Genomic DNA, 17553 nt, shown 5'->3' with positions numbered 1-17553 from the left:
ATTACTGTGCCTTTTCTAAAATTTTCATACCTTCAGTGATTGGTTCGCTGATGATGCGATAAATATCATTCGCTACTTGTGTCCAACGTGCATGCGCTGTTAAGTACGCATTCGCACCAAAATTAGCTTGCACCATTGGCAATAAACCTTCTAATTTTTTCAACAAATCTTCCGCTTCAGGAGCGTCTGCAATTTTTGCATATTCCAATTGCATTTGTAAAGACATGAATTCTTCTACCATGCCTTTTGCCGCTTGGTCATCTTTAATCGCTTCTTGGGCTGCCATCATTTCTTTATGTTCTTCGCTGTCGCGCATTGCTTTTTGTAATTCATATGCTAAATCGTAATTCATAATTCCTCCTCCATCCTATTAGGATTTCATTCTTATATACTTTCATATATTGTGTATGCTATACAGTCTATATTATCTAATTCTTTGGTCATTCTGTGAAAGTCTATGATATTTCACTGTATATAGGCTATACCGTATGATTAAACTTACTATATTTACCATTTACTATAGACCAACACCTACTATCAAGAGCTTACACCTCGATAGATACTCCTGGTCCAACGGCCTGCAAATCTGGGAAATCCAGTTGACGCATACCTTCATAGGCAATGATTGCCACTGCATTCGATAAATTCAAAGACCGCGCTTCATCAATCATAGGAATGCGAATGCACGTATCTGGATTAGCCGCAATAATTTCTTCTGGCAAGCCTTTTGTCTCTTTACCAAATACTAACATATCTCCAATTTCATATTGCACTTCTGCATGGGTATGAGCTGCCTTTGTCGTAGCATACCAAAAGCGCCGGTCTTTATATTGTTCATACACTTCATCCAAGGACTTATGTATTTTTACATCTACTAGATGCCAATAATCAAGTCCCGCTCGTTTTAAATATTTATCTTCAATGGAAAACCCCAAAGGTTCCACCAAATGTAGTGTCATATGATTTGCTGCACAAAGGCGTGCAATATTGCCTGTATTACCAGGAATTTCCGGTTCTACTAATACAATTTCCATGATTCACCTACTATCTTATCGCTTAAAATGTCCGCTTTTACCACCTTGTTTTTCCACAAGATACACAGGACCTATGGTCATAGTTTTATCTACGGCTTTTACCATGTCATAGACGGTTAACAATCCAACTTGAACCGCTGTTAAGGCTTCCATTTCCACCCCTGTAGGGCCCGTAGTCTTCACTGTGCTACGAATGCACACAGCTTGTTTCTCTTCTACCAAGGAACAGTCTACACTCACCTTCGTCAACGCCAATGGATGGCACAAGGGAATGAGGTTAGACGTTTGTTTCGCTCCCATGATGGCTGCCAATTGTGCCACTGCTAACACATCACCTTTTTTGACATTCCCACTAGCCACAATACTAAAAGCTTCCTCACTGAGCGTAATAAATCCTTCTGCTACGGCCACGCGCTCTGTGTGATCCTTTTGGGACACATCCACCATATGCGCATTACCGCCTTCATCAAAATGTGTTAATTTCATAGATACCTCCATGTGAAGATTATTATACCATAGAGAAGGGATTGACGTCAGTAATCTGTATTGTGAAAGGTCTAAGAGATAAAAAAGAACTGTCCCGATGTGATTCAGGAACAGTTCCTTTCTATTATACGTCTTCATGTAAAGATCTTCTATCGCATCTAAATGAATATAAGCTTAGTGATATGTAATTACAGTTCGATAGTTTGCCCCGGGTCGACCACAAGTCCTGCTTGTTTATGTTTTGCTTCTAACAAAGCCACAAAAGTTGCTGGTTCTTTATCGATGACAGGCCATGTTTTGTAATGAATTGGAATGGTCGTATTAGCTTGAATCCAAGATGCTGCTGTCACTGCATCTTCTATACCCATCGTGTAGTTATCACCAATTGGTAGTAATGCATAATCGATGTCACCGTGACGGCTGATTAATTTCATATCGCTGAACAATGCAGTATCACCCGCAAAGTATACACGCTTACCAAAGAACTCAATCACCACACCTGCTGCATGTCCACCTGGCACACCAGAACCATGGAAGGCTGGTGTCAATCGAATAGAACCGAATGGAAAATTGAACTTTCCACCTAAGTGCATCGCATGAGTACGTGCACCAGCAGACGCTGCTTTACCTGCCACCTCGGCCGTAGAAATAACAAGGGCATCGTTATTCTTAGCAATCACATCGGTATCACCATAATGATCATCATGACCATGGGATACAAAAATGTATTGGCACTCTATGTCCTCTGCCTTTGCCACATCCCAAGTATTACCTGTAAAAAACGGATCACATACCAACGTGACCTCACCATTGCTCAAAGCAAACGTAGCATGACCATAATACGTTAACGTTACCTTGCTCATAAGAATACCTCCCTCATATTATCTTAGCCCAACAATATTTGTTAAGTAAATTATATCATTCATAGAAAGTGAATCGCAAGATAAAGGGCATGTATACATAAAAACAACTACCCCTCACATTTACTGCGAGAAGTAGTCGTTTTTAATTACATGTATTGTCATAATCATAGCATTGATCAAGTAATATATATACACTAAATCATTGTACTGTAAAAGTCAGCAAAACCCTACGCTTCCGCCCACTCTGTATGGAATGTACCTTCTTTGTCTGTACGTTCGTAAGTATGAGCACCGAAGAAGTCACGTTGTCCTTGAATTAGGTTCGCAGGCAATACACCACGGCGATAGGAATCGAAGTAATCTAAGGATGCACTGAAAGCAGGTGTTGGGATACCATAACGTTTCGCCGCAATGATCGCTTCACGCCATTTTGCTTGGTGTGTTTGCAATGCTTCTGCGAAGAATGGATCCAACATCAAGTTATTTAAATCCGGGTTATTAGTGAATGCTTTTTTAATATCTTCTAAGAATGCTGCACGAATAATGCAACCGCCACGCCACAATAATGCCATATCACCGAAGTTGATGTTCCAATTATATTCTTTTGCTGCTGCTTTAATCAATGCAAAGCCTTGTGCATAGGAACAAATTTTGGACGCATATAAGGCAGAGTGAATTGCATCAATCAAGGCTTCTTTATCGCCTTCGAATACATCTGTAGGACCTACTAACACTGGTTCTGCCAACACGCGTTCAGATTTGTACGCAGACATAGCACGAGCAAATACCGCTTCAGCAATAGTTGGAATTGGCACACCAAGGTCTAAACCTTCTTGGCTTGTCCATTTACCAGTACCTTTTTGACCTGCTTTGTCCAAGATTTTTTCTACTAATGGAGTTCCATCAGTATCTTTTACTCTCATAATTTTAGCAGTGATTTCAATTAAGTAAGAATCTAATAATCCTGTGTTCCATTTTGCAAATACATCGCCAATTTCATCATCGCTCATACGAAGTAATTCTTTCATCATGAAGTAGGCTTCGGAAATCAATTGCATGTCGCCGTATTCGATACCGTTGTGCACCATTTTTACATAGTGACCAGCACCGTCATCGCCTACGTATGTGCAGCAAGGACCGTCTGCCACTTGAGCTGCAATAGATGTAAAGATCGGCGCCAATTCGTTGTAAGACGCTTCGTTACCACCTGGCATCAAACTTGGACCATTCAAGGCACCTTCTTCGCCGCCAGATACACCAACGCCTAAGAAACGGAATCCTTTGGATTCTAAGTATTTTGTACGACGGATTGTATCTGGATAATGGGAGTTACCTCCATCAATTAATGTATCGCCTTGGTCTAAATATGGCAAGAACGCTTCGATCATGTCGTCTACAGGTTGACCTGCTTTCACCAAGAACATGATTTTACGAGGTTTCTCTAACATCGCTACAAATTCTTCTGGTGTATGTGCTCCGCCGATTGTTCCTTCATGGCTATAGTTTGCTACAAACTCATCTGTTTTTTGTGGTGTACGGTTGTACACAGCAATGCTGAATCCATGACGGGCAATGTTGCGGGCCAAGTTTTGTCCCATAACAGCCAAACCGACTAGACCAAATTGATATAATTTTTCACTCATCGTCATACCTCTTTCTTGATTGACTACCGTGTGTGAGCTTGTTCTTCTTTCAAACGAGCCAACATCACTGATGAACTAAACATAATAATACCTGCAATGACGGTCGCCAATGCTAGGTTTTCTCCGAAGACGATAAATCCCCAGAAGGAGTTAAAGAATACCCCTACATATTGCATAAATTGTGCCACCACCGCATTGGTTGCCACAAATGCACCGGTTAGGAAGAACTGAGCCACTACGGAAATGGCTCCAATGCATCCCAAATACAGCGCTTGTGTTGCATTAGGCCACACAAATTCTGGTATCATCACGATGCCGCCTACTAACATGGTAGTCACTAAAAAATAAAACATAATTTCATAAGAACTATGACCACCTTTTAAGCTAATGGTGCGAATCGTTGTATAGGCCGCCGCCGATAAGGCCGCTCCTGCAATGGCAATGAAAGAATACCAATGTAAGCCCGATAAATTCCACGGTTGAATCATATACACAACGGCTAAGAAGATTAAACCTAGCCATTTAGCGGATCCATTGGGTAATTTTTCTTTCAATACAATGTTGCTGAAAATCAGCACGAATATGCCCGACAGTTGAAATAAAATAGACGCATCTGCCATGGACATATACACCAAGGCAATAAAATTACTCAAGTTTCCTAATCCACCAAAGATACCTCGCAAGGTTAATAACCCTCGATGCTCTGTGGAAAAGGAAATTCTTTTTTGTCGCATCACTATGAGTACGGCAATTGTCCCTATCAATCCTCTGAAAAATGTCACCTCTGCCGCTGGCATACCATCGCCTAAAAGTTTCACAAATAAATTCATAATACTAAAAGCAAAGGATGACATGAGGGAAAAGAAAAATGCTTGTACCATAAGGTCACCTACTGTCTGAAAGTATCCACAAAGGATAGAATTTCTTCTTTCATAGATTCTTTCGGAATTACCTTAGTAAAACGCAATGGTTTATGTTGCAACTCCGCCAATTGTTTTGGACAACCCACACCTGTGACAGCCGAAATATTATCTAAGCTTTCATAAGGAGTCGCCCCTACTTTGATATCCAGCGCTTCACAAATCGGCGTTGGGAATTTGAACGGATGCGCCGTGGAGGCAATCACTGTGTGACGATGACCATCTTCTGGATGGTCTTCCAATTCTTTCATGTAAGCACCCATCGCCACCGCTGTGTGTGGATCCATTACATAGCCATAGGAGTTATACACTTGTTCAATGACAGCTTTTGTCATCTCATCGTCTACATAAGCACCAGCAAATTCTTTTTGCACCGCTTGTAGTTCTTCTGTGGTTACAGAGAATTTACCCTCTGCTTTCAACGCTTTCATGCGCTGTGCTGTCAATTCCGCATTTTCACCGCTCACATAATAGATAAAACGTTCAAAATTAGAGCTTTCTAAAATGTCCATAGACGGGGATATGGTCGTGTAGAATGGACGATTCATATCATACGTACCAGTACTAAAGAAATCTGTCAGTACATTGTTTTGATTGGATGCACAAATCAATTTGCCCACTGGAATACCCATGCGTTTTGCATAGTAAGCCGCCAAAATATTGCCAAAGTTACCTGTTGGCACCACCACGTTGAACGCTTCATCTTCGTGGATAGCCCCAGTGTTCACCAACTCAGCATAGGCTGCTACATAGTATACCACTTGTGGCGCTAATCGGCCGATATTGATGGAATTTGCAGAGGAGAACTTCACCCCTTTGTCTGCCACTTCCTTTGCCACATCAGCATCCACAAAGAGACGTTTCAAGAATTGTTGCGCATCATCGAAGTTCCCTTCGATGGCCGTTACATTCACATTGGCCCCTTCTTGCTTTTGCATTTGCTCTTGTTGCATTGGGCTAACGCCGTCTGTTGGGAAGAACACTTGAATGTGCGTTCCTGGTACATCTTTGAATCCTTCTAAGGCTGCCTTTCCAGTGTCACCAGAAGTGGCTGTCAGGATTAACACTTCTTTCGTTTCTTGCTCCGCTTCTTTCGCTGCCACCAACAAATAAGGGAATAGAGACAACGCCATATCTTTAAAAGCTTGGGTGCGACCGTGGAATAACTCCAACACAGACACTCGCTCTAACAAGGAATGCATAGGCGCCATATCTGGTGTATCAAAGTTCACCGTATTGTAAGCACTGCGAATCATCGTTTCTAATTCTGCTTCTGTAAAAGTAGTAAATAACTTACTCAACACAACCAGTGCAATTTCTTCATAACTTTTCTCTGCTACATCTTTATAGGAAAGGCATTTCTCCGGAAATGTTTCTGGCACGTAAAGACCACCATCACTTGCCAATCCATTGAGCAACGCAAAGGTTTCGCTCACCGTTTCATGACTGCGCGTACTAGTATACTTCATCTTATCATCCTTTATGTTACACAATATATTGTATTATCTTCATTCATTATAAATTAATGCTATCTATTTAGCAAGAAAAGGAGTACTATCATCCAGTAATACTACCTATACATCATAGCTTACTAACATAGCTAGAGAATCAAAACATCATTCTAAATTGTCAATTCTACTATAAAGTACTATACTATGAAGAAGGTATTATTTTAAAATGGTGGATTTATTATATCCACTAAAAGATTTTATCATTCTAAAAAGTTGGTGCTTCATTTGAAAAAACTATTACTCATATTTTTTACAATGTTCTTTTGTCATTTAACAAATTATGCTTACCAAACCACTTCCGATTTAGATATATCAGCTACTTATATAGACGTCCGTAGTTCTCATGCAAAAGAACTATTGAATGAAGATATGCCAGGAGCTATATGGGTAAACCCTCAAAACTTACTAATTATCAATAATTTCCTAAAAACGTCTGACAAAAGGAAAAAGTACATCGTATTTTGTTCCTGTCCCCACGATGAACATTCCATAGCCTTAGCTGAAATAATGGATCGCGAAGGGTATGAAAATGTATATGTATTAGAAGATGGTTGGGATATTATTACAGACAATCATCTTACCACAAGGAGGTCATAAAAATGAAAAAACTATGTATCTTAACAATCATGGCACTCTTCCTAGGGTTTCAATCTAACCTAGACGTATTCTCCGCCTTTGATCAACCTACGACAAATGGCACTATGATCGCCAAACGAGGCTGTTGTTCTCACCATGGTGGTGTAGCTGGTTGCAACAGCAACGGTTCTGTAAAATGTAATGACGGCACTACCTCTCCAACTTGTACATGTTAATGCAAAGGTAAACGTATGGGATTTCGGTTTAGAAAAACGTTAAAAATTGCACCTGGTATTCGCCTTAATTTGGGAAAAAAGGGCATAAGCACTAGTATAGGTCCACGAGGCACAAAAATCACCCTAGGTAAAGGTGGAGTCAGAACAACCGTAGGCCTTCCAGGTAGCGGTCTATCTTACACATCTTATCACCGATATAACGACAGTGTCTCTATTCCTTATACCCCTGTTTGCCCCTATTGTGGTCACCACATGAGAAAAGCTTGGACCAATTGTCCTAAGTGCAATTATAATTTATTATCCGCCCCCTCTGACAATCCTAATCCAGCGGATACAGGGACCTTAGAGGAACCTTCCTCTGCAGCAGGCTGTGGTTGTATACTTATAATTGTATTGGTAATTGCTTTGGCTATCTACATCGTTTAACTATACAGTTACGCTATGATTCTAGAACAAAATTAACAGCAACCATAACTAGGACTGTAGTACTATGCATTTGTATAGCACTACAGTCCTTTTCATAGACATTACAATAATCTCTTGAGCCCTTAAAGGGATTTTTAAATATGATGCCCATTCTTATAGAGGTAGGCAACACCGCCCCATATATTACATTTTGTAATATACATCACACATATATCCCTATTCTTACAAAATAGTCATACGTATTCATCTTGTTCTTGACAGCAAAAAACCAAAAGAGTACAATACACACATACAATCAAACATTCGGGAATAGGTGCGAAAGCATAATAGAGAAGCCAGTTAAAGTCTGGCACGGTCCCGCCACTGTAAAGCAGAGCAAATCCAAATTATGTCACTGGGAAACTGGGAAGGCTGGAGGCGCGTTGAAGCTGAGTCAGGAGAACTGCCTATTCATCATTCACCACTTGACCTACGAGAGATAGGGAGGAGAATCAAAGGCCTTTTTCTGATACTCCAAACACAAGAAAAAGGATTTTTTATTGCAATATGCGTAGTATGGGATACGACACATATTGATGATCGCCTTATCATGGACAAGTGAACTTACCATTATGGTATTAGCACTCAAAGTGTTGATATAGTTGTCATGATTTTGTATGGGCGTACATCATCATCCTAAAAAAGAACCTGCCGGCGGGCAGGTTCTTTTTTTATTTTCTCTCTATCGTCATTGCCTTTCACATGGTACAATACAATTGCATGGGGATTCCGGCCCCTTGCATCATACCCTCAAAGGCAATATGCGTGTCCAGCGCTAGCTTTAGAGGGTTTTTTCTTTGTCCATATACATGGTCTTAAAATCTTCATAATCTTCCACCATGTAGTCTGGCATCATTGACAAGGCTTTTTCTTGTATCCATTTTGGAATACCATAATAAGCACCTGCTACAGCACCAACAATAGCACCTAATGTATCGCAATCACCACCGATGTACATCACATTGCGGATAGCCGATTCATAATCTTCACTTTCAAAGAAACACTGCATGCCTTCCAGCACAGTTTTCTGACAGCTTGGCTCAAACGTATACGTCCTGTGCAGTTCTTCCACACTGTAGTCACCTGGATAGTAGGATTTTACCATCTTTTGGATTTCCTCTTTCGTCGCTCCATGCAATGCTTTGAACACGGCTAACGCTATCACCTCTCCCCCTTTTAATCCTTCTGGATCATTGTGAGTCGTACCTGTGACAATCCGACTGAGCAGTTTGGCCTCCACTTCCGTATTCGCTACATACGCTACAGGGCTAATACGCATAGCTGCTCCATTACCCCAACTACCATAAGGTTCAGTTACATCCGACAAAGCCCATTGAAAAAACTTCGCTCCAAATCCACCCATTGGTAACGGATTGGCAAGAAAATATTCTTTCATGCGAAACATAGTCACTCGTTCTAGCCGTGTCCCCCTTCCTTTTACATCCATCAAAGCCCGTGCAATAGCACATGTTAAAATTGAATCATCTGTAGGCTCACATTGTTCTGATAAGAACTCAAAATCTCGGCTTTTGATATTATCAAACTCATAGATAGAGCCTGCCATATCACCAATGATTGCTCCTAACATATAACTCCTTTCTGGTGTCTCCACCATAACAGTTGCATTAAAAATATAGTTCTATGCAAAAATTATATACTTCTATATTTTCTATGCAACATACCACGTTATACCCATTGATATAACTGAATTGTCATCATTATATACCATATCCTTTTATGAGACAATACCTCCCGATAGTCATAGACATGAAGTATATTTAGTGATAAAATTAAATGTTATTAACAATATTAAAAATGTAAGTAAGTTTGTTTTGGGAGGCACTATGTCTTTACTTTCGATGATTAAACACTTTTGTTTAGTGGCCGCCCCCGTCACAGCAACACAAGTTTCATTAATTCTCGGCAGCTTTGTAGCTGTCACCTTAACGGGGCAATATAGTACAGTGGATCTAGCCGGCATGGCTATGGGCTATAATTTATGGGTAGCAGCCTTTTTTGGTCTCACTGGTATTCTTCTAGGAGTCACTCCTATCGTATCTCACGCTTTAGGAGCTAAAAAAACAGAATCTATTGCTTCTATTATGTGGCAAAATGTATACCTAGGACTTATCTTCGCAACATGTCTTATTATAGCCACCGTCAGCGGTCTTTCTCCTTTACTAGACATACTCGGCATTGAACCCGCCGCTAAAACAGTATGTCTGCAATATATGTATGCAATGTGCGTCGCCTTTCCCGCCATGATGATCATGTCCGCTTTCCGCTACATCATCGACGCTCATGGCAATACACGCTATTCTTTATACATTATTAGCAGTAGCGTATTAATTCAGTCCATCGGTAACGCTATCTTTATTCCAGGTCTCGGCCCTATTCCTGCCTTCGGTGGCTTCGGTGCCGGCATCGCAACAGTCATCGCCTATTGGTATATGATGTTCTGTTATCTTGGAATGATTACATATCACAAGAAGTTTAAACACTATCATTTTTGGTCCTCTTTCACAGGGCCTAGTTGGGTACTCATTCGAGACCAATTGTCCTTAGGTATTCCTATTGGATTATCTATCTTTGCTGAGATTAGCATTTTCAGTGCCGCTGGTATTTCCATGGCCAACTTCGGCACGGACATCATTGCAGCCCATCAAGCTGCAGCTAGCTTCCTAGGTGTTACTTTCTCATTTCCTCTTAGCTTGAGCATGGCTTCTACCATTGTCATCGCCTATGAATTAGGCGCCAAACGATACGAGCAGGCCGTCACATACACATGGATCACTCGTGGCGTAGCTATCTTTATCGCCCTTTGCATTGGCACCTACTCTTTTACGCACATCGATTACTTGGCAGGACTGTTCACCAATGAGGAGCACATGATTCCTTTAATTGAAAGTTTCATTTCTTACGCCGTATTCTTCACTATTATCGATGCCTTAGGCACCCCTCTGCAAGGAGTGCTACGCGCCTATCGAGATGTAACAAGCGTATCTATTATTGCTATCGGCACATACTGGGGCGTGACTGTCCCTGTGGCCTATCTTTGCTTCTTATTCACAGACTTCGGTCCCTATTCTGTATGGATTGGATTATTAACTAGTACCTCGACCGCTGCCTTGTGCTATATGTATCGTTTGCGGAAAGTACAGCAAACCCTATTAACAATATAACTATGTAACCTTTACAGGACCGTTCTTAAAGCGGTCCTGTTTTTTGCTTTGACATATTGCTATTAATACTATAGAATATAGAGATGCAAATTAAAGGTTCTCATGAAGGGCCTTTACTTCTCTATAGATTACTATTGTTATATTTTAAGATAAGGAGCTCCTATGGCTACTGTAAATCCAAATTATGAAAACCTACAAGGTTCTTATTTATTCGCTAATATTGCTCGTAAAGTAGAAGCTTTCAAAGAAAGCCATCCTGAGGCAGACATCATTCGCCTTGGCATTGGTGATGTGACACGTCCCCTCGTACCAGCTGTCATTGAAGCTATGCACGCAGCAGTAGATGAAATGGGATCTGCCGACACATTCCGTGGCTACGGCCCTGAACAAGGCTACGATTTCTTGCGCAATGCTATCGCTGAAGGCGATTACGCTCCCCTAGGTATCACAATCCAACCGGATGAAATATTCATATCTGACGGAGCAAAATCTGATGTGGGTAACATCCAAGAAATTTTCTCCGAAGATAACATCATTGCAATCACCGACCCTGTATATCCTGTATACCTAGATTCCAATGTCATGGGCGGTCGTACTGGCAAAGCTATCGATGGCATTTATGAAAAAGTGGTATACCTACCAACGAATGCAGAGAACAACTTCTCTCCTGCATTTCCAAAAGAGCGAGTAGATATCGTATACCTTTGCTGCCCTAACAATCCAACTGGTACTGTATTAAGCCGCGCTCGCTTAGCAGAATGGGTGCAATGGTGTAAAGAAAACGAAGCGATTTTGATGTTCGACTCTGCTTACGAAGCTTTCATCACTTCTACGGATACAGTTCGTTCTATTTATGAAATCGAAGGCGCTCGTGAAGTGGCTATTGAATTCAGATCTTTCTCTAAAACAGCTGGATTCACTGGCACTCGTTGCGCCTACACAGTAGTTCCTCATGAAGTAACGGCTAAAAATGCAGAAGGCAAGCGTGTTCCTCTAAATCCTATGTGGAATCGTCGCCAAACAACAAAATTCAACGGTGTTCCTTACATCATCCAACGTGGTGCTGCTGCTGTTTACACACCAGAAGGTCGTGCCCAAATCAAAGAGCACATCGCTTATTACATGGAAAACGCTCGCATCATTCGTGAAGGCTTAGAAGCTATTGGTCTTACTGTATTTGGTGGCGTTGATGCTCCATACATTTGGATCCAAGCTCCTGCTGGCATGAGTAGCTGGGACTTATTCGACACTTTATTAGAAAAAGTACACATTGTGAGCACTCCTGGTTCTGGTTTTGGTCCGGAAGGTGAAGGTTATTTACGCTTAACTGCCTTTGGCAGCCGTGAAAATACACTTCGTGCCGTAGAACGTATTAAAACACTACAATTTTAAAATCCCCCTTTTCTCTATGGGAATTTTTCGCTATAATGATAGATACAAATACAAGGGAGATTAATTCCCTTCATCATTTCATACATATACTGTAAGATCATTACAGTTCGTACACTTTTATCATTATGAAAGTATAGACTTTCACGAAAGGAAGTAACATGAGCAACATTCGTATTGGTATCGTTGGATACGGCAACCTTGGTCGCGGCGTAGAAGCGGCTGTAGCATTACAACCAGATATGGAATTAGTCGGTATATTCTCTCGCCGTTCTGGTTTGCAAACTGTCAGTGGCGTACCTAGCTACACTATGGAAGAAGTTGAATCTTTCAAAGGCAAAATCGATGTCATGGTATTATGCGGTGGTAGTGCCACAGACCTAATCGATCAAACTCCAGCTATCGCAGCTCATTTTAACGTCATCGATAGTTTCGATACACACGCTCGTATCCCTGAGCATTTCGAAAACGTACGTAAAGTAGCACAAGAAGCTGGCACTGCTGCTTTAATTTCTTGCGGTTGGGACCCTGGCATGTTCTCCTTGCAACGTGTATACGCTGAAAGCATCTTACCACAAGGCGATTCCTACACATTCTGGGGCCGTGGCGTATCTCAAGGTCATTCCGATGCAATCCGTCGTATCGAAGGCGTAGCAGATGCTCGTCAATACACTGTACCTAAACAAGAGATCATCTCCGCTATCCGCAATGGTGAAACTCCTGAAGTCACAGCGACTTCTTCTCACCTTCGCGAATGCTATGTAGTGCTTGAAGAAGGCGCTGATGCAGCTCGCATTGAAAACGAAATTAAAACCATGCCTAACTACTTCGTTGGTTATGAAACAACAGTGACATTCATTTCCCAAGAAGAATTAGATGCGAACCACAAAGGCATCCCTCACGGTGGTCTTGTCATCCGCAGCGGCGAAACTACAACAGGCACAAAACACATCTACGAATTCGGCTTACAATTAGATTCTAACCCTGAGTTCACTGGTGCTGTACTTGTTGCCTTTGCTCGTGGCGTACATCGCTTAGCAGCACATGGCGGTCGTGGTGCTTTCACAGTATTCGACATTGCACCAGCTTGGTTATCCCCAAAATCTGCTGAAGAATTACGTGCCCATTATCTATAAGATGTACGTTTGACAATAGTATCTCCTTTCATGAGATATACGAGGCTGTAACAAAATAGCGTCAAATAAAATAGAGGAACGTCGATCAAGAAATATCAACGTTCCTCTATTTTTATATTTTCTACAAATCTATTGGCAGGTAGTATGCAATTATGGTATACTAGGACTGTAAAAAAGAGAGCCCATAACGTGTACTAGGCGTTAAGCTCATCTCGAAACGTATCAAAAATCGAAATGCCTAACGTGTTAAGGTACGCGAAACCTTATATCGTTAGGCATTTTACTTACTTTTACGATAAGTCAAAATTGCTACAACTAACATTCCAAACTGTATCAGTAAAGATACGATTTCAAATGGTGTCATAGTATCACCTCCTCCCAGAGTAGGAAGAGATGAGCCCAACTCACGTTGGAAGCTCTCTTATTTATAGTATATCACAAATTATACATACCGTTTATATTACTTCGATATTTTTTCGCAATTAACAAAGGAGTTACCCACCAATGAGCACAAATTTAGAAGTAGGCATTGTAGGCCTTCCAAATGTCGGAAAAAGTACATTGTTTAATGCTATTACAAAAGCTGGCGCAGAAGCGGCAAACTACCCATTCTGTACGATTGAACCAAATGTAGGTGTTGTTGACGTACCAGACGCTCGATTAGCTGTGTTAGCTGAGATGTTCGGTTCTAAACGCATCTTACCTGCTGCCATGCGATTTGTAGACATTGCAGGCTTAGTAGCTGGCGCTTCCAAAGGGGAAGGTTTAGGCAACAAATTCTTGAGCCATATCCGCCAAGTTGATGCCATCGCTCAAGTTATCCGTTGTTTTGATGACCCTAACATCACACATGTGGCAGGCTCTGTAGATCCTGTTCGTGATATTGAAATTATCAACACTGAACTTTGCTTAGCTGACCTTGAAAGCGTAGACAAGCGCTTACAACGTATTGCTAAGTTAGCAAAATCTGGCGATAAAGATGCTCGTGTGGAAGCTCCTATTTTAGAAAAAGTATCTGCTGCATTAGGAGATGCCATCCCTGTTCGTGCCCAAGGCTTAACAGAAGATGAATTAGATATTTTAAAAGATTTAACACTATTGACAGCAAAAAAATCTTTATATGTAGCCAATGTAGGAGAAGACGAAGTATCCGATTACTCTGGCAACGAATTCGTCAAACAAGTAGAAGAATACGCAGCCAAAGAAGGTTCTGGCGTAGTTGTGGTATCTGCTCGCATTGAATCTGAAATTGCTGAATTATCCGACGAAGAAGCAACGGCTTTCTTAGCTGACCTTGGGTTAGAAGAAAGTGGCTTAACAAAATTAATCAAAGCTAGTTATTCCTTATTGGGTTTAATTAACTACTTTACAGCTGGCGAAATGGAAGCTCGCGCTTGGACTATCGTGGAAGGTACAAAAGCTCCTCAAGCAGCTGGTAAAATCCACTCCGATATCGAAAAAGGCTTCATTCGTGCAGAGATCGTATCTTTTGACGATTTAGAAGCTTGCGGTAGCCAAAATGCTGCCAAAGAAAAAGGTCTTGTTCGCCTAGAAGGTAAAGACTATATCATGAAAGACGGCGATGTAACACATTTCCGTTTCAACGTATAATTACCATAGTAACACATAAGGCATATACAGTATCCCCCCGATGAGAATACACCTGTATATGCCTTTTTAGATGCAACACCTTATATGCTATTTCACATAATCTGCTTAGCTATTATAAAATTCTTACATATCCACAACGCTATCCATAGCAAAAAGCTAGGTACACTTCTTTGAGTGCGCCTAGCTTTTCTATATATACCTATGTCAAAAATATTTCTCAGCGCCCATGTTAATAACATCACTGCTTGTATTCTATCGGTTCTTTCCCCTTTTCATAATAATACATATGAGAAGGGGTTATTTTTTCTACTTCAAAGATACGTAGCACTTCTTCTATGTATTCTTCTTTTATACCAATAGATAGCCCACAAGCGCTGGATAGTTCTGGTGGCACTGGCATCAACTGATGAGGCACTGTATATTGCCCTAGCGTTTTATCTGCTTTATCTGCAAAATAGTAAGAACTAAATAGAATAAGTATTTTTGGTGATACCTTATCTATAGGTATCTTAAGCTGTTGACTAATTACTTCCAAAGCAGACACCCCCTATCCCTCATGCAATCTCTCCAGTTATATCTGTCAGTGTCACCACGCATCTAATTACAATGTAACAAATGGTTCTTGCATCATGCTTTCAGTAATAGCATAGAGATTGGTAATAGTGCCCACTTGTACTTTATCTTTTACCCCATAAAAGTCTAAGCAAATACCACAACCACTTACAGTCACGCCTGCAGCTTCTAAGACTTTGAAGTTTTCAATATGTTCAGACCCTTCTACAAGCATTTTAACAGCACTATTGATGCAATAGATGGCTTTGGGTTTCACATCCGTTTCCGTCAATACATAGATGAATGTTTTCATCAAGTTGCGGCCTAACTCTTCACTACCTTCACCTAAATAATCCTTCGTGAATAGCAACACTTTACCACCCATAGAAGCGGTTGGCACAGAAGGCACCACGGCTCCCATCAATTCAGGTGGCACTGTATCTTGACTAATTGGCGCACCCATAGCCGCTTTTTCTGCTTTTGTTTTTTCATAGGCTGCAATACTACGTTCTAGACTACCGGTTCCATTCGTCATATAAAACGGAGCTTCCCCACCAGCAATCGTTGTATTCGTTACGACCTTTCCTAAAGGTGCGGCAAATTCATTTTCAAAAATATCTTCCAAATCTAGGTCTTCTAGATCATTCGATGTTTGAATATTCACAGCACTAACCGCAGCCACTTCCTCTTTCACTGCTGTAGGCGGAATCAATACCACAATGTAATTTCCTTCTTGCTCTAACACATGGTTTTCATAGCCTCGGTATTCCCCTAATTTCACCACATTGTCACGACTCACGTCATTATCAACGATGACTTTTACATACGTATTTGCATCGGCATCCATCGCCTTTTTCGCTTCAATCACTGGTGCTGGGCATACTTGACCTCGCATATCTATAGTTACTTCTTTATTTGACATATACTTGTTTCCTTCCTTCCTGAATGACACGGCCAATCTGTGCAGCCTGTAAACCTTTTTCTTGTAACTTTGAAAGTAGCTGTTTCCCTTCACTTTCAGAACACGCAAATAATAAACCACCCGATGTTTGCGGGTCGAAGCAAATATCACTCCATACAGGATCTAAGTAGTCCTCGAATTCTGCTTGATCACCTAAAGCCTTGCGATTTCCATACGTCGCTGCAGGGACGAGGCCCATACGAGCAGCCTCTAATACATCGGTAAATAGAGGAATTTGCTCCGCATAGAGTTCAATAGAAGTTCCACTGGCTTTTGCCATTTCAGATACATGACCAATTAAACTAAATCCTGTAATATCCGTACAGCCATGAACGGCAAACTGTGCAGCCACATCTCGAGCCCCTTTATTAATCGTCCCCATGCTTTGCATAGCTTCCTGCACACCTTCAGGGAATACGCCACCTTTTGCAGCCGTGTTCATAATTCCGGTCCCAATCGGTTTAGATAGAATCAGCACATCACCAACTCGAGCATCCCCATTGGTCCAAATATGACGAGGATCGATGAGACCTGTCACAGCCATCCCAAAAACAGGCACTTCATTTTCGATACTGTGACCACCAAGAAGAGCTACTCCCGTCTCTAGTAAGACCTCATTGGCACCTTCTAATACCTCACGAAGGACACCTTCTTTCACTAAAGGCACCGGAAAGCCTACAATATTCAGCGCTGAGATAGGAGTACCACCCATAGCATATACATCGCTTAGGCTATTACACGCCGCCACTCTACCAAAGAGTCTAGGATCTGCCACTGGAGGTGTAAAAAAATCCACCGTCTGTACAATGGCTTGACTATCATTAATTTGATACACCCCAGCATCTTCCATACCAGACGCATCGGTCAATACAGCTGGATGCGTAGGCATCAGCATATGTTGTAACACATCCGCTAAGATATGAGGCCCAATCTTACACGCGCAACCACCCTTGGCTGCATATTTCGTTAAATCAACCATAGATATCCC

General features: G+C 41.3%; 19 protein-coding genes, 1 pseudogene and 1 riboswitch. Of the genes and pseudogenes, 8 read left to right on the top strand and 12 right to left on the bottom strand.

The genetic code is table 11. The annotated features are described in order from the left end of the window. Window position 1: 1 nt before the first annotated feature. The 7 genes from EO127_RS04315 to thrC form a co-directional block, all read right to left on the bottom strand. The gene (locus EO127_RS04315) at window positions 2-352 is read right to left on the bottom strand and encodes a YlbF family regulator (RefSeq protein WP_127448164.1); all 351 of its coding nucleotides are present in this window, start codon (window positions 350-352) and stop codon (window positions 2-4) included. A 193-nt stretch (window positions 353-545) separates the two neighbouring features. After that, window positions 546-1034, bottom strand: coding sequence for a tRNA (uridine(34)/cytosine(34)/5-carboxymethylaminomethyluridine(34)-2'-O)-methyltransferase TrmL (gene trmL, locus EO127_RS04310; protein WP_127448163.1), 489 nt, complete (start codon window positions 1032-1034; stop codon window positions 546-548). Window positions 1035-1049: 15 nt separating this feature from the next. Further along, window positions 1050-1520, bottom strand: a complete 471-nt coding sequence (gene moaC, locus EO127_RS04305) for a cyclic pyranopterin monophosphate synthase MoaC (RefSeq protein ID WP_127165902.1) — start codon at window positions 1518-1520, stop codon at window positions 1050-1052. 188 nt (window positions 1521-1708) lie between these two features. Then, complete coding sequence (locus EO127_RS04300; protein ID WP_127448162.1) at window positions 1709-2383, bottom strand: metal-dependent hydrolase; 675 nt, start codon at window positions 2381-2383, stop codon at window positions 1709-1711. Window positions 2384-2610: 227 nt separating this feature from the next. Further along, window positions 2611-4026 carry a decarboxylating NADP(+)-dependent phosphogluconate dehydrogenase gene (gene gnd / locus EO127_RS04295; RefSeq protein ID WP_127448161.1) on the bottom strand — a complete coding sequence of 472 codons (1416 nt, stop codon included), beginning with the start codon at window positions 4024-4026 and terminating at the stop codon, window positions 2611-2613. A gap of 23 nt (window positions 4027-4049) precedes the next feature. Next, window positions 4050-4907, bottom strand: coding sequence for a DMT family transporter (locus EO127_RS04290; protein ID WP_127448160.1), 858 nt, complete (start codon window positions 4905-4907; stop codon window positions 4050-4052). Window positions 4908-4915: 8 nt separating this feature from the next. Continuing rightward, on the bottom strand, window positions 4916-6415 hold the full coding sequence (gene thrC, locus EO127_RS04285) for a threonine synthase (RefSeq protein ID WP_127448159.1): 1500 nt from the start codon (window positions 6413-6415) through the stop codon (window positions 4916-4918). Window positions 6416-6712: 297 nt separating this feature from the next. On the opposite strand from thrC, the gene EO127_RS08935 reads away from it, so the two are divergent. The 4 genes and pseudogenes from EO127_RS08935 to EO127_RS08815 all read left to right on the top strand — a co-directional run bounded on the left by EO127_RS08935 (window position 6713) and on the right by EO127_RS08815 (window position 7695). Continuing rightward, window positions 6713-7054 (top strand): rhodanese-like domain-containing protein, encoded by a 342-nt coding sequence (locus EO127_RS08935; protein WP_371412858.1) that lies wholly within the window; start codon window positions 6713-6715, stop codon window positions 7052-7054. A gap of 2 nt (window positions 7055-7056) precedes the next feature. Further along, complete coding sequence (locus tag EO127_RS04275) at window positions 7057-7269, top strand: hypothetical protein (protein ID WP_127448157.1); 213 nt, start codon at window positions 7057-7059, stop codon at window positions 7267-7269. 15 nt (window positions 7270-7284) lie between these two features. Next, a pseudogene (locus tag EO127_RS08820) lies at window positions 7285-7440 on the top strand (DUF4236 domain-containing protein); the annotation flags it as partial. Between the two features lie 81 nt (window positions 7441-7521). Further along, window positions 7522-7695 carry a hypothetical protein gene (locus EO127_RS08815; protein WP_240646013.1) on the top strand — a complete coding sequence of 58 codons (174 nt, stop codon included), beginning with the start codon at window positions 7522-7524 and terminating at the stop codon, window positions 7693-7695. A 294-nt stretch (window positions 7696-7989) separates the two neighbouring features. Further along, window positions 7990-8160: riboswitch (cobalamin riboswitch) on the top strand. Between the two features lie 355 nt (window positions 8161-8515). Here the strand turns inward: EO127_RS08815 and EO127_RS04265 are convergent. Beyond that, a complete protein-coding gene (locus tag EO127_RS04265; protein WP_164742284.1) occupies window positions 8516-9322 on the bottom strand; it encodes an ADP-ribosylglycohydrolase family protein in 807 nt (268 codons plus the stop codon). A gap of 256 nt (window positions 9323-9578) precedes the next feature. Here EO127_RS04265 and EO127_RS04260 point away from each other — a divergent pair, with 256 nt between their 5' ends. The 3 genes from EO127_RS04260 to EO127_RS04250 all read left to right on the top strand — a co-directional run bounded on the left by EO127_RS04260 (window position 9579) and on the right by EO127_RS04250 (window position 13441). Next, window positions 9579-10916, top strand: a complete 1338-nt coding sequence (locus EO127_RS04260) for an MATE family efflux transporter (protein WP_127448154.1) — start codon at window positions 9579-9581, stop codon at window positions 10914-10916. 162 nt (window positions 10917-11078) lie between these two features. Next, window positions 11079-12308: an LL-diaminopimelate aminotransferase gene (locus EO127_RS04255; RefSeq protein ID WP_127448153.1), complete on the top strand. Its 1230-nt coding sequence runs from the start codon at window positions 11079-11081 to the stop codon at window positions 12306-12308. 158 nt (window positions 12309-12466) lie between these two features. Beyond that, window positions 12467-13441 carry a diaminopimelate dehydrogenase gene (locus EO127_RS04250; RefSeq protein ID WP_127448152.1) on the top strand — a complete coding sequence of 325 codons (975 nt, stop codon included), beginning with the start codon at window positions 12467-12469 and terminating at the stop codon, window positions 13439-13441. Window positions 13442-13721: 280 nt separating this feature from the next. On the opposite strand, the gene EO127_RS08930 is transcribed toward EO127_RS04250, so the two are convergent. Next, entirely contained in the window at window positions 13722-13805 is an 84-nt protein-coding gene (locus tag EO127_RS08930; protein ID WP_371412857.1) for a putative holin-like toxin, read from the bottom strand. 140 nt (window positions 13806-13945) lie between these two features. Between EO127_RS08930 and ychF the strand changes: the two genes are divergently transcribed. After that, a complete protein-coding gene (gene ychF / locus EO127_RS04245) occupies window positions 13946-15052 on the top strand; it encodes a redox-regulated ATPase YchF (protein WP_127448151.1) in 1107 nt (368 codons plus the stop codon). A gap of 238 nt (window positions 15053-15290) precedes the next feature. Here the strand turns inward: ychF and EO127_RS04240 are convergent, their stop codons facing one another. From EO127_RS04240 to selD, 3 genes are all read right to left on the bottom strand, one after another. Next, the gene (locus EO127_RS04240; RefSeq protein WP_240646005.1) at window positions 15291-15587 is read right to left on the bottom strand and encodes a DUF3343 domain-containing protein; all 297 of its coding nucleotides are present in this window, start codon (window positions 15585-15587) and stop codon (window positions 15291-15293) included. Between the two features lie 66 nt (window positions 15588-15653). Then, the gene (gene yedF / locus EO127_RS08810; RefSeq protein WP_240646003.1) at window positions 15654-16526 is read right to left on the bottom strand and encodes a sulfurtransferase-like selenium metabolism protein YedF; all 873 of its coding nucleotides are present in this window, start codon (window positions 16524-16526) and stop codon (window positions 15654-15656) included. After that, window positions 16516-17544 (bottom strand): selenide, water dikinase SelD, encoded by a 1029-nt coding sequence (gene selD / locus EO127_RS04225; RefSeq protein WP_127448149.1) that lies wholly within the window; start codon window positions 17542-17544, stop codon window positions 16516-16518. Before selD ends, yedF begins: the two co-directional genes overlap by 11 nt. Window positions 17545-17553 lie beyond the last annotated feature (9 nt).

Origin of the sequence: Veillonella sp. 3310 (assembly GCF_003999875.1) — a bacterium.
Lineage (GTDB): Bacteria > Bacillota > Negativicutes > Veillonellales > Veillonellaceae > F0422.
Note: the sequence above shows the minus strand (reverse complement) of the source record. Positions and strands in the feature narration are given on the sequence as shown.

Coding starts and splice junctions, on each gene's coding strand:
- EO127_RS04265 (WP_164742284.1), bottom strand. CDS start 9,322: ATGTTAGGAGCAATCATTGGTGATATGGCAGGCTCTATCTATGAGTTT.
- yedF (WP_240646003.1), bottom strand. CDS start 16,526: ATGTCAAATAAAGAAGTAACTATAGATATGCGAGGTCAAGTATGCCCA.
- selD (WP_127448149.1), bottom strand. CDS start 17,544: ATGGTTGATTTAACGAAATATGCAGCCAAGGGTGGTTGCGCGTGTAAG.
- moaC (WP_127165902.1), bottom strand. CDS start 1,520: ATGAAATTAACACATTTTGATGAAGGCGGTAATGCGCATATGGTGGAT.
- trmL (WP_127448163.1), bottom strand. CDS start 1,034: ATGGAAATTGTATTAGTAGAACCGGAAATTCCTGGTAATACAGGCAAT.
- EO127_RS04315 (WP_127448164.1), bottom strand. CDS start 352: ATGAATTACGATTTAGCATATGAATTACAAAAAGCAATGCGCGACAGC.
- thrC (WP_127448159.1), bottom strand. CDS start 6,415: ATGAAGTATACTAGTACGCGCAGTCATGAAACGGTGAGCGAAACCTTT.
- EO127_RS08930 (WP_371412857.1), bottom strand. CDS start 13,805: ATGACACCATTTGAAATCGTATCTTTACTGATACAGTTTGGAATGTTA.
- EO127_RS04275 (WP_127448157.1), top strand. CDS start 7,057: ATGAAAAAACTATGTATCTTAACAATCATGGCACTCTTCCTAGGGTTT.
- EO127_RS04300 (WP_127448162.1), bottom strand. CDS start 2,383: ATGAGCAAGGTAACGTTAACGTATTATGGTCATGCTACGTTTGCTTTG.
- EO127_RS08935 (WP_371412858.1), top strand. CDS start 6,713: ATGTTCTTTTGTCATTTAACAAATTATGCTTACCAAACCACTTCCGAT.
- EO127_RS04260 (WP_127448154.1), top strand. CDS start 9,579: ATGTCTTTACTTTCGATGATTAAACACTTTTGTTTAGTGGCCGCCCCC.
- ychF (WP_127448151.1), top strand. CDS start 13,946: ATGAGCACAAATTTAGAAGTAGGCATTGTAGGCCTTCCAAATGTCGGA.
- gnd (WP_127448161.1), bottom strand. CDS start 4,026: ATGAGTGAAAAATTATATCAATTTGGTCTAGTCGGTTTGGCTGTTATG.
- EO127_RS04255 (WP_127448153.1), top strand. CDS start 11,079: ATGGCTACTGTAAATCCAAATTATGAAAACCTACAAGGTTCTTATTTA.
- EO127_RS08815 (WP_240646013.1), top strand. CDS start 7,522: ATGAGAAAAGCTTGGACCAATTGTCCTAAGTGCAATTATAATTTATTA.
- EO127_RS04250 (WP_127448152.1), top strand. CDS start 12,467: ATGAGCAACATTCGTATTGGTATCGTTGGATACGGCAACCTTGGTCGC.
- EO127_RS04290 (WP_127448160.1), bottom strand. CDS start 4,907: ATGGTACAAGCATTTTTCTTTTCCCTCATGTCATCCTTTGCTTTTAGT.